Origin of the sequence: Cedecea sp. P7760 (assembly GCF_013386425.1) — a bacterium.
GTDB classification, from domain to species: Bacteria; Pseudomonadota; Gammaproteobacteria; order Enterobacterales; family Enterobacteriaceae; genus Cedecea; species Cedecea selenatireducens.
Genome location: NZ_JACARU010000026.1, coordinates 112,577 through 123,057, shown reverse-complemented (window position 1 = coordinate 123,057; position 10,481 = coordinate 112,577). Strand labels below are relative to the sequence as shown.

Annotated in this window: 18 protein-coding genes and 1 pseudogene; 2 read left to right on the top strand and 17 right to left on the bottom strand. The window is 51.8% G+C overall.

Annotation, left to right across the window (positions count from 1 at the left end):
* Positions 1-15: 15 nt before the first annotated feature.
* The 9 genes and pseudogenes from HX778_RS12100 to HX778_RS12065 all read right to left on the bottom strand — a co-directional run bounded on the left by HX778_RS12100 (position 16) and on the right by HX778_RS12065 (position 6,772).
* On the bottom strand, positions 16-1,008 hold the full coding sequence (locus HX778_RS12100; protein ID WP_176982120.1) for a phage minor head protein: 993 nt from the start codon (positions 1,006-1,008) through the stop codon (positions 16-18).
* The gene (locus HX778_RS12095) at positions 950-2,392 is read right to left on the bottom strand and encodes an anti-CBASS protein Acb1 family protein (RefSeq protein ID WP_176982119.1); all 1,443 of its coding nucleotides are present in this window, start codon (positions 2,390-2,392) and stop codon (positions 950-952) included. The genes HX778_RS12100 and HX778_RS12095 overlap by 59 nt, the downstream gene beginning before the upstream one ends.
* Positions 2,393-2,403: 11 nt before the next feature.
* On the bottom strand, positions 2,404-3,876 hold the full coding sequence (locus tag HX778_RS12090; RefSeq protein ID WP_176982118.1) for a terminase: 1,473 nt from the start codon (positions 3,874-3,876) through the stop codon (positions 2,404-2,406).
* Positions 3,876-4,391: a hypothetical protein gene (locus HX778_RS12085; protein ID WP_176982117.1), complete on the bottom strand. Its 516-nt coding sequence runs from the start codon at positions 4,389-4,391 to the stop codon at positions 3,876-3,878. Before HX778_RS12085 ends, HX778_RS12090 begins: the two co-directional genes overlap by 1 nt.
* Positions 4,392-4,394: 3 nt before the next feature.
* Entirely contained in the window at positions 4,395-4,517 is a 123-nt protein-coding gene (locus tag HX778_RS25130; protein ID WP_255483384.1) for a hypothetical protein, read from the bottom strand.
* Positions 4,518-4,841: 324 nt separating this feature from the next.
* A pseudogene (locus tag HX778_RS12080) lies at positions 4,842-5,458 on the bottom strand (Rha family transcriptional regulator).
* Positions 5,459-5,569: 111 nt separating this feature from the next.
* Positions 5,570-6,007 (bottom strand): lysis protein, encoded by a 438-nt coding sequence (locus HX778_RS12075; RefSeq protein WP_176982115.1) that lies wholly within the window; start codon positions 6,005-6,007, stop codon positions 5,570-5,572.
* Complete coding sequence (locus HX778_RS12070) at positions 6,004-6,444, bottom strand: lysozyme (RefSeq protein ID WP_176982114.1); 441 nt, start codon at positions 6,442-6,444, stop codon at positions 6,004-6,006. Before HX778_RS12070 ends, HX778_RS12075 begins: the two co-directional genes overlap by 4 nt.
* On the bottom strand, positions 6,431-6,772 hold the full coding sequence (locus HX778_RS12065) for a phage holin, lambda family (protein ID WP_172743149.1): 342 nt from the start codon (positions 6,770-6,772) through the stop codon (positions 6,431-6,433). The genes HX778_RS12070 and HX778_RS12065 overlap by 14 nt, the downstream gene beginning before the upstream one ends.
* Positions 6,773-7,013: 241 nt before the next feature.
* Here HX778_RS12065 and HX778_RS12060 point away from each other — a divergent pair, with 241 nt between their 5' ends.
* Positions 7,014-7,466, top strand: coding sequence for a hypothetical protein (locus HX778_RS12060; protein WP_176982113.1), 453 nt, complete (start codon positions 7,014-7,016; stop codon positions 7,464-7,466).
* A gap of 3 nt (positions 7,467-7,469) precedes the next feature.
* Positions 7,470-7,640, top strand: coding sequence for a hypothetical protein (locus tag HX778_RS12055; RefSeq protein WP_176982112.1), 171 nt, complete (start codon positions 7,470-7,472; stop codon positions 7,638-7,640).
* 472 nt (positions 7,641-8,112) lie between these two features.
* Here HX778_RS12055 and HX778_RS12050 read toward each other — a convergent pair whose 3' ends face one another.
* The 8 genes from HX778_RS12050 to HX778_RS25310 are packed head-to-tail and all read right to left on the bottom strand — an operon-like array spanning position 8,113 to position 10,473.
* Positions 8,113-8,730: a hypothetical protein gene (locus HX778_RS12050; protein WP_176982111.1), complete on the bottom strand. Its 618-nt coding sequence runs from the start codon at positions 8,728-8,730 to the stop codon at positions 8,113-8,115.
* Complete coding sequence (locus tag HX778_RS25125; protein WP_255483383.1) at positions 8,727-8,849, bottom strand: hypothetical protein; 123 nt, start codon at positions 8,847-8,849, stop codon at positions 8,727-8,729. Before HX778_RS25125 ends, HX778_RS12050 begins: the two co-directional genes overlap by 4 nt.
* The gene (locus HX778_RS12045; protein WP_176982110.1) at positions 8,846-9,028 is read right to left on the bottom strand and encodes a hypothetical protein; all 183 of its coding nucleotides are present in this window, start codon (positions 9,026-9,028) and stop codon (positions 8,846-8,848) included. Before HX778_RS12045 ends, HX778_RS25125 begins: the two co-directional genes overlap by 4 nt.
* Positions 9,016-9,267, bottom strand: coding sequence for a hypothetical protein (locus HX778_RS12040; RefSeq protein WP_176982109.1), 252 nt, complete (start codon positions 9,265-9,267; stop codon positions 9,016-9,018). The genes HX778_RS12045 and HX778_RS12040 overlap by 13 nt, the downstream gene beginning before the upstream one ends.
* Complete coding sequence (locus tag HX778_RS12035) at positions 9,264-9,902, bottom strand: recombination protein NinG (RefSeq protein ID WP_176982108.1); 639 nt, start codon at positions 9,900-9,902, stop codon at positions 9,264-9,266. The genes HX778_RS12040 and HX778_RS12035 overlap by 4 nt, the downstream gene beginning before the upstream one ends.
* Entirely contained in the window at positions 9,874-10,047 is a 174-nt protein-coding gene (locus HX778_RS25315) for a protein NinF (protein WP_176982107.1), read from the bottom strand. Before HX778_RS25315 ends, HX778_RS12035 begins: the two co-directional genes overlap by 29 nt.
* Entirely contained in the window at positions 10,031-10,336 is a 306-nt protein-coding gene (locus HX778_RS12025) for a phage protein NinX family protein (RefSeq protein WP_176982106.1), read from the bottom strand. Before HX778_RS12025 ends, HX778_RS25315 begins: the two co-directional genes overlap by 17 nt.
* The gene (locus HX778_RS25310; RefSeq protein ID WP_176982105.1) at positions 10,333-10,473 is read right to left on the bottom strand and encodes a hypothetical protein; all 141 of its coding nucleotides are present in this window, start codon (positions 10,471-10,473) and stop codon (positions 10,333-10,335) included. The genes HX778_RS12025 and HX778_RS25310 overlap by 4 nt, the downstream gene beginning before the upstream one ends.
* Positions 10,474-10,481 lie beyond the last annotated feature (8 nt).

The window sequence follows — 10,481 nt, the reverse complement described above, 5'->3', positions numbered from 1 at the left end:
CATGTCCTCTGTGATTTAGGCTGCTTCAGCCCATTCTTTGCGCTCTTTAGCCAGTCGATCGGACAGGCCTTCGTTATAGATGCTGCCGTCATCGTTCAGCAGGCATGGAATTTGGGAGCAGTAACAATGATATTTATTGCCATCCTCCGCATACCATGCGCGAACCTCTGCAGTGGTTCTGACCTTCCCGTGCCAAAATGCGTGAGTTTGCCGGGTTGTTGGCTTGAGGGCTGAGAGATGCAGGAGCCCGGTTTTCAGCCCAAGCCTGTCAGACGCCCAGTCAGTTTCATTCCACTGAGCCTGGCGAAGCGCTCCAACCTGCTCTGTCTGAGCGATGGTCTTTGCCTTTGCCATCGAAACATCAAGCCGCTTACTAACGATGCTGGCGGTTTCGAGCGGGTTGATGCCGCGTCCTATCGCATCAGCAATGATGTTCGCAAGGTCAGCACGGGCAGAGTCGGCAATGCCTTTCCAGTCGCTGTAGGTGCTGATAAATGCGCTGGCGATCTGGTTCTGGTATGCCGCAGTTGATAGCAGCTGCTGGAGCGTTGTCTGACTGGCGTACACAGATGACTGAGCAGAAAGGTTGGTGTATGCCGAGTGCGTCCCACGCTCATACTCTGCTGCGACATAATCCAGTGCCCAGAGCCTCTGACTGCCGCCATCCAGCAACGCGTCATCCAGGATGGTTTGCACCACTTGCAGCAGGTCAGCAAGCTGCGCAGCTGTCATGTCGTAGATGTACGTACCGGCGTTAACCTGATAGAGCGTAGGCTCTGCACCTTCGTTATTGCACATCAACCAAGATTGCTGGCAGTTATCCACTCTCTCGCGGCCTGTCATCCTCTGGTCGAATAGCACCTTCAGACGCCGCTTTATGTCCAGATACCGGCTTTCTATATCATTGAACATCCGGCTGACCTGTCGCGCTGACTGCGTGGGGTCTTTCTTATTGCGCGGTACTATCGGCGTTCCGATTCTCGTCTTTTGCTCCGGTAAGAGGATCATCGGTGGTCACCTTTTTGTTTGGGTCTGGTATCTCTGCCTCTTTGTGGGGCTCAAGCTCACCAACTGCGCGAACTTCGTTCTCATCAACCACAGGGGTGCCGAAGGCTTGCTGGGTTTTGTAAGCCACGTCGGCCATGGTTGCCATGTTCGCCAACTTCTCCTTCTCGCTTGGAGCCAGTAAGTCAGACCATGCCAGCGTAACCTCGCCTGAAGAAGGAGGCTCGATAATGCCAATCTTCCATAACCGCTCCAGCAGACGAGTAATGACATCGGACATAAAGCCCCAGCGACGCTCATTGCAGCGGTTAGCCCATGCCGTCTTGTCTTCCTCTGAGGCGAGATTGCCGGTCTGCTTTCCGAAGAGAATGTTGAACGGGCATTGAATGGTTGCTGCAAACTGGTTGGCTGAGACTGTCCATGTAGGTGTTGGGTCAGCTGCAGCTACGGACAGGACTGATGTGCTTCCAGACTGAGTGACAAGAGCAGCATCTGTTCCTCGGTTCATGCGGGCGATCTTGTCGTTCATCGCCTCGCCAATGTCCCTGTAACCAGCCTTCTCAGCCTGAGCTGCGATAGCATTCATGTCTGTCTTGTCGTCGAAGGTTATCCCGAGCTGACGACTGGCATTCTTAAGGAACCCCTCGGCGCTGCCGCCCTTTGTCTTTTCGATATCCAGGAGGTCATTGTACCCGGCCTCAAGAAGTGGGATGCCGGAGAGGATGTTTTCGTCCTCAGAGCCTTCGCACAGAAGAATGATGCGGTCTGGGTGAACCATCACAGAGCGAGGGCTACTGTATGCGCCCTCATCGCCAATGGGCTGCTCGTTGAACTGGTAATTGACAGGCTGTCCGTAGGTTTCTGACCATGTGTCGATATCCAGATTTCCTGGCTTAACCTGCGGTTCCCATGCCGGGATCAGCTTAACCAGGGCGCTAGTGCCCAGTGCTTTCACAACGGCAGTATCTACAGGCTGGTCCCAGTCTCTGCTGTCCCTGACCTGAATGAGCAGCGCCGAATATCGACCAACCATGTTCCTGCGGTCAGCGTCCTTAATCTTCGGCCAAAGCTTTTTCATCAGCTTAGTGGCCTTCTTTTCCCACGCAGTGGTCTCAGTGGACTCTTTGTCTTCGTCGCCATCAATAATGGTCGGGCGATCAACCCAGCAAGAGTCGAGCAACTTATGCACTGCTGAGAACCCTGCTGAGCCGCGCCGATATTGCCGGTAGAAGTTATCAAAGCTCAGTGTGTCCGGGTAACCGAACTCATCCCACAGCTTCGTGCGCTTAACGTTGCCATTGCGACCGGCATACAGCATGCGCTGCCGCCCTATTTGCTCAGCAAGGGCGTTTACGAGGAATTTTACCTCGTTACTTTGTTCACTCACTGAGTGGCTCCTTAGAAGAATATACCGCCTACTTGCTTGCGGTTGTGCTTAGCTGCTGCGAAGTAGCGGAAGGCATCAGCGCCGTGTGACGTATGGTCATGAAGCGGCTTGTCTTTCCAGCAGCCTCGTTTGTCATCCCACTCTTTCCTGTAGCCTTCGAGATGGGTTATTCCCTCTGCGCACCTGGTATCATCAAATACGCATTTCGTTAGAATCTCTCGCACTGATTCAATGCCAGTGTCTACGCCGACCTTCGGAACAACTTTGAACGTCATCGAATATTTCTGGCCGTCGATTTCGTAGCCTTCGCGGGCTAGCTCTTTACGAGACTTTGCATCAGAGCCGAACTCGCGGTTCTCGATATCATGAGGCCCCCAGTGCTCGCCGTACTCATATCCTCGGTCTTTCAGCACCTTCATGTAGTGCCTCAGGCCTTCGCCAGAGTTTTCGTAGTAGTCGATGACGTGGAACTCTTCGCCGACCTCGCGGACGAACCAGATGGCCGTAGAGTCACCCACGCCGATATCCCAGAACGTGTGTACCGGTTGATGTGAGTTATCAGGAAGACTTCCAATACGCTTGTTGGTGTAGAGCCAGCGGAATTGCTTGGCGTAGTACGCGCCTTCAACAGACTGCTGGAACGCCTCGGCGGGTATCGACGGGTATTCCCGCTTCATGTCATCGCCGAGCGTCTTCTCTTTGGCGTGGTACCATGCCTTCTGGCGATCGTTGAGCGTTACGCCATGTTTGACCTCAAGCTCAGAGAAGTAATCAACAAGACGCTCTGGCAGCGCCTCTACCGGGTCAATTGCGTACTGCGGATTTCTCCACCAGGTGAAAAAGAAGAACTTCCAGTCGAGGTTGGAAAGCCTCTTTTCCTGAAGCTGTGATTTCTCTGCCGCCTGGCAGTAATCGAAGAAGTAACCAGCCCTGCCTTCTGCCGTGCTCTCAATGGTGGTGAAGCAATCAGTCGATACCGCCTCAAACGCACCAGTGACAATCTCACGCGCCTTATGCGGAAACTTAGCGCATATCTTGCCGAACTCTGAAACGTGCAGGTAACGCAGCGTACCGCCACGGAATGATGTGCTTACGTAGAGTGAGCCACCCTTCTTAAAGACCAGCTCTCCGGCAGAGTCATTGCTTGCCGGATTGGCCGCCCTAATTTCTGAAGGCAACCGGTCATAGGCATACTTAACCTTTTCGCGGAATAGTCGCCTGGCATCGTTCAGAGTGTGGGCAATTAGAGCGCACTTAGCCGACTCAAAAAGAGCGGCGTCGAGCTGGATGATGCACACCTCAGTCGTAAAACCGAGCTGACGGGCTTTCAGGATGATGTTTCGAGTGTGAATGCCTTCAAAGTACTCGCGCTGCTCAGGGGTCATCCTGAAGCGTTGCGGCTTACCTTCTTTGTCGGTGATCCAGTAGAGATTGTTTAGCCGCCAGTCTTTATCTGCCAGCAGCTTTAAGTGCTCAGGTTTCATTAAGCCCCCTGAGACAATGAATCCATCAGGTTAGACAAGTCATCGACCGTCTTATTGCCTTCGTCGGTATCGAGGTTGTATGCCTTGCGCTCAGCGTTGATAACCTTTATCTGAGCATCGACGCCAGCAGTTATCGAGCGCGACATGGAGGCGTGATTACCTTCGGTTATTACTGCGTCCTCAAGGAAGTCACGAAGCTTATTGGTAATGCCTCGCCATGCTGCAAGCCCTTCCCTATGAGCCATTACAACTGCGGCCGCCTCGTCGGAGGCCTGGTCAACTATTTGCGCGTCAGTAACCACCGACGGATGGTTACCAGGAGTGGTTACTGATTTGGTGACCTTCGCCTTCGTAGCAGTCCTGACCTGCTCAGTTAGGTCTCGCTGCCAGCCTTCTTTGTTTGCCCTCTTGAGGATTGTCGCATGGCTAACCCCGTGCTTTTCTCCAATCGCTCTTACTGACATCAAACCAGCCCGGTAAGCCGATTCGATGGCCTCCCAATCTGGTTTCGCCATTACTTATTCCTCTTCGCTGGCCTCTTCAGGCTCAGGGTGTTTAGGCTCGGTTATTTTCCAGCCGCTGCCTTTTATCTTTTCGCCATCTGGCATAGTAACTGCCGGTATGTAGTTTTTGCTTTGCATGGCAATCTCCCGTGTCTTCTTTGTGTTTCCCTGATTCATCCACCGCAGTTCAGGTTGACTGCTAATGAGGGATAACCCGCTTATGCGGAAACCCGGTGTAACCCGTTACTGATTAACTACATCCACTCGCATGTAAGGAGCCCGCTATGGCGGCATGGTCTTCGTTGAGATGGAGAGACTGCGACGGGGTGACGCTGTGGTGAAGTTGGTGCGCAACGGTCGCTACTGCTTCTCGCAGTGGCTATGTCACTTGCGGCTTACCCGCCAGCAAGATTGTGATCACCGCCTTATTGGGGTTTAGCAATCTGTTCCTTGTCGGGGGAATTACTTTGGCAATACACCGCTGATGCCTGGCAGTGTTATCTGCCCGCGCTGTTCGATTCTCTCGATTCGCGCCAACAAGGCAGGCTTCTTTACCTTGCCCCAGCGATTGAGAAGGCGGCCTGACATGCTGGCAACGTCCTTCTCTTTCATGTATTCGAGCATTACCGCGTTGCGTTCGGCCTCATAGCCTTGACTGAGATTTCTAAGCTCTGCCGTCATCCAGTTAAAGGCGTTGATGTAGCCTTCTTTTATGGACGCAGCCTTTGCGCCGCTGAAGCCCATGACGAGCATCACGAACCCACTAAAATCCATCCGGTAATACTTCTGCTTTTTGTCGAAAATCCCTAACTCATTGATTTTCTCGGAAACCCAAAAGTGGGCCGTCGAAAATTCCTTTGAGCATTGGATTCCCTCAAGGGCGCGAATGACATGTTGATGTCGCTTTCCGAACGCCTTTGCGATCTGGAATGTATCTGTTACCGGCTCGCCATCAGCTGCCGATATCAGCGAACGAAAATCAAACTCAGGAATAACTGACGGATTATTCATGGCGTATACCTTTCTTTGAAATGAACCCTTGCCGCAATGGAAATCAGCCCGTCGAGGCTCGCCAGCACTAACTGACTTCCTCAAGGGCTCATATCAAAGGGATTGGTTCGACTTGGTGAGAAGCGCATTGCGGGCGCTGTTTTTGGTGCATAAAAAAGCCCCGCTATTGCGAGGCTTCGTTATCTTAGGCACTGTTGTTTGATGTAGTCCTGCAGGTAGTTAACCTGGCCGGTCACTGTTTCGATTCGCTGTCGGAGAGTGAAATAATCCCGTTCAGCGGAGTCAGTAGGTCTGGCGGTGGAAGCATCGCCCAGGCTGCCGGTTGAGGTGGAGTTATTTGAGCAGGTGGCGTTGAGCTGCAACCGCTTGCGGCCAGCAACGACATCGCTATGCAAACGCTCAATGGTTTCTTTTGCATCTGATAGTTCCTGCGTGTATTTCTTATCGAGAGCAGCAACATCCAACTGCCGCTTCTGCATGTCAACGATGGTAGCCAGCGATTTATCTCGCTGCTCTTTATACAGAATTGCGTTTGAGCGGTAGTGATCTACAGCCCAGCACAAGCCAAACAGGATAGCGGCCACTACAGCGATGACGATTAACGTTGCGCGGTTCATGACAGGAACAGAGATCGCTCTGCCTCACGGCGACGGGTCAATCCCGCCAGAACCTTGCCGCCAGCTTTATTCCATCGAGGGAATTCATCGGCAGCGCCGAGATAGTCGCCAGCATTCAGCTTTTTCAGCAGAGTTGAAGTCGATAGCGAACGTGCGCCGAGGTTGTAGGTGAATGACACCAGAGCATCGAATTGCCCTTGGCTCAGCTTTACCTTAACCAGTTTCGACACGTCATTCTCGTAGCTGACCAGGCCGGTTTTCAGCAGTCGCTCAGCAACTTCCTGAGTGATGGTCATTCCGGCCTTCACCGGTTTCCCATCTACGGGATTGGTCCAGCCATAGCCTATAGTCCAGACGCCAACGCTATCCTGGTATGCGGTCAGGCGGCAGCCTTCAAATTGCTTAATTAGGGCAATGCCTTTCTCACTGGTTTGCATCGCTGGCACCTGTGTTTGTCTTGTTGCCAATAACCCGGCGCAGCAGACCACCGAAGTAGTCAGTACCGAGATACCCAATGAATACGCTGGCGATGTAGCCGAGGTCAGTTTTCAGACCTACAAAATCTAGTAGGTCACGGACGAACCAGGCGATCATCGCGCACATGATGGCGTCGATTACCGTTCGCCAGAATTTGCCGCCGTTGTAACGGCCCCGCAGATAGGCCATCGTGGCCGCCAGCAGAGCGCCAATGCCCTGCTCTTTCACTGACATCAGCCACAGGAATAGTTGAGCCCAGATATCGGGTTGTTTGTCAGGCATACGCATATCTCTCACCTCCCGGTTAAGGGCTGTGCTGTGTGTTTGTTTGAAGGGAAAAGTGAATGCGCAGATAGCGCTAAGTGTTTTTTGGTTTGCGCTCACCCCGTTACCGCGATGCGCTACGAAGGAATGAGGGTGTTCCGGGATTTGGGATGAACGCAAAACAAAAAAGTGTGATAGATGCAGCTTGCGTTGTACATGTTTTTTATGTACACTATATTCATCGAAACGCACTGAGGAATACCAAATGAAACTCTTTCACGGCTCATTCAGCAACACCGCTCCTGCCATCAAAGTTGGCACTTACGCAATGTCTGGCGACAACGTTTTTGACGGCATCTTTGCAAGTGCTGAATCTGATGTGGCTGGTTCCCACGGTGATTTCGTTCACGCTTACAGCGTCAACTCCGTCGCTGACAACTCAGTGCTGAACAACCGTATCGAAGAAGTAATCACTTTCCTCTCACAAGAACTGGAGTCTGATGATGTTGAAAGCCTAGCGTACGCTATCGCAGATGATGAGTGTGATAGCCGCTTTGAAGACATGCTCTCCCCTCGCTCATGCACCGGTGATGCTGGTTGGGAAATGCAGCGCCTACGCGGTCGTGTAGCTGCTCACCTCGGTTTTGACGCTATCGAGATGGAAGACGAGCACGGAACAAGCTACCTGATCGTTAATCCAAAAATCATAGCGGAGTAAGCTATGCCACTAAGTGACTACATAGAGAAATATCATGACGGCAACAATTCAGAGTTTGCCAGAATCATGGGCGTTCGCCGCGATGTGGTAGGGAACTGGATTGCTGACGGATGGGTAGTAATAGCCGGAATACTGTATAGCCCACGCAGAGCTATTCCTGAGAATGGCGCGTAAAGCAAAAAGCCCCGGCGTTAACCGAGGCTTCGAATAATGTGTGGTGGCCGGTGCTGATCTCCGGCTTTCATTGAAATGGCGGCAATTTCCACTTCGCGAGGTAAGCGCTGCCTAGCACCCGCGCATCAGCCTGCGCATTCACCACAACGGAAAGGCGCCTCACCAGAGCGGAATTTATTTCAACCGACTGTGATACACATAACTGCCGTGAATCAGGGAATCTGAAACACCTTACCTGTTGTGAAGAAAAAAGCCACCGGCGTTAACCAGTGGCTTTTAATGATTGGTGATGGCTCAAGTCGCGTTTTGGCTGTCGCCACACAATTCAGCTTTTGGGCTTTTGATGTCCCCGATTCATGAGCGCTGTCATCTTGCTCTTCATCACCTCGCTCTTTCGCTATTGCTCCCGAGCATACCTGAAAATATACACTTTAATTTCGCGATTGCAACCTTTTTAGGAAAACTTTCCTATTTAAGCTGCCATTTGTGAAAATTCATTCTCCATTTCTCGCTTCAATGCATAAAACATTTCTGCATCGAGGATATTTGAGCACCACACCACCCGGCGACGAGCAGCCTGAACATCGAGGCCTGTGTGGTAGTTAATTAACCTAGCAATGTCTTGCGGGCATTTGCGCTCGCAGTATTGTTTAATGGCTACATCGCGAACCGGGCTATCACGGTTAATGGTTTTGCAAAGCACCCTTTCCACGAAAGCGGCATCATCTGATTCTTTGGCGAGAGCGATGATGTTGCTTATCGAAGATTGAGGGATTACCAGGTCGCGAGCCCTGCGATACAACTCTTCCCCACGCAGACCCTCTTCGTCGTGCAGCGTCGTTACCACCCGGCAAATCTGGTCTGATTTATCCTGGCTCCACTGACTACGAATCATCAGCCTTCCGATCACGTTTACTGCGCCTGCCGGAGAATCATCACCGCGATTAACGCGCCCCCACACCGCCAGCATGTAGTGAACCCATGCCCGCTGCTTTTTGGTGATGGTCTTCTTGGTGTATTTCCAGGTTCTGCGGAGATGGGATTCGTCGGTGATTGATGGCAGGTGATAAATGGCGTCTATTCGTCTCATGCCTTCTTCTCCCTGCGCTTTCTTCCAGGGGCTGCCGGATAGCTATTGCGTCCTTTCTTGTGTTCCAGCACCGGCCTTGCTGGAGTGAAATAGCTGAGTATCTTTTTGATGAATGTCATGCTGCATCCTCCGGACCATCAGGTTTGTTTAAGCCGAGCCGGTTGATAATCTCGCGCCTTGCTTCCTCTAAGCGCTGCTTAACCCCTTCGTTGCACTTCAGCGCTTCGTCTAACGTCTGAAGCATCTCTCTGTCTTTCTGTCTCTGTTGAGCCAGAGCTATGTTGGTTACGCTGCACATGCTGCCTCCATAATGATTTCATCATCATTCAGGTAAAGACCACCAAAGCTGTATGCTATTCCTTCGCGGACATCCGCTAGCTCGCAGTACGGGAAATACCCCAGAAAGAATTCTGCAGCCCTGTCGCATTCATAAAGAAGATCTTCTGCGTGCTGAGGATGAATGATAAAAAGCACATCCTGAAAGATTGCCGCCGTCTCGCATGGGTAATGTATTTTCTTCACATATTCGCGTGTCATGCTGCCTCCAGTTTCTTTTTCAGCTCTTTCGCCTTGGCGCGATACTCATCTCGAATTCGGATAAAATCGTCCCGGCGGTAATGGGTCATTTCATGTGGCCCGTTCAGCCAATCAACTAATTCCTGACCGAAGCGTCGAACCAGTGTTTGCTCATACTGCTGCGCCACCGTCGCTGCTTTTGCCCCGTGTTTTGCCGATCCTGCATTGCAGGATTTGCATTGGCGATACGCATTTTTTTCGACGAAGCGCAGCTCAGGGAAACCGCCGACCGTTTTGAAGTGGCCGCAATCCCACTGGCCGCCGTGCAAATCAGGAGGATTCGTTTCTCCGCAACTTATGCAGGGCTGGTCATGGTCACGTAATCGAATGAACTGGTTGAATGCTTGCTGGGCTTGCTTCTTGAAGTGGCTGTCTGGCTGTAGTGCTAACTTGCGGACTTTGAGTGACTGGCGTTCTTGCTGGGCTTCTTTCTTACGGCTTTTCTCCTGCTTAAGTATTCGTTTCTGTCTGGCCTCTGCTGCTAACTTGGTAACTAATTCATCCCGGTGGTCTTCGCAGCACCACCATTCGTACATAGTTAGTGGCTTGAATCGCTTCTTGCATATCCTACAGTTTCGACCCTTCGGCACTTTCATCTGCGCCCCTCCTCGCGAATTCCTTACTGCACTGCCAACACACATGCACTTCGTCATCATCAAGCACCTTTGCACAACCAGCGCATAACCCTGCTGCTGTATTGCTGCTGCGTTCGTATGATGTGGTTTCAGATGGGGTTAGCATTGGAAGAGTCCTGCATCATGAGGAAGACAATCATTGCGTTTCTTAGCAAACTGTCGCCGTAAACATATGGCTTCCCGCTTGGAGCGTCAGAGCCCCACTTGCCGCGATGATGACCTTCGCCAATGAAATAAATCCCGATGCCGTTCTGCTCGATAATCGGACCGGCATCAGCCCATGATTTGCAGTAGTTTTTTTGTTCATTGCGAGCCAAAAGATAATCGGCAAAGCCAATCGCCCTACCAACCTCGCAACTGATTTCGTAATCACTCATCTGTGAATAGTCGGTCATGCTGATTTCCTCGATTTAACCCGCAGCCAGCGCTTTGACAGAAGCGGCCATATCGGGTCGTAAGTCTTGATTTCGGATGGGAGTGGTTCAGGCTTGCGTTTACTGCGGTGTCGGACGTTGAAGATGGCATTCTCCATTACGGAAA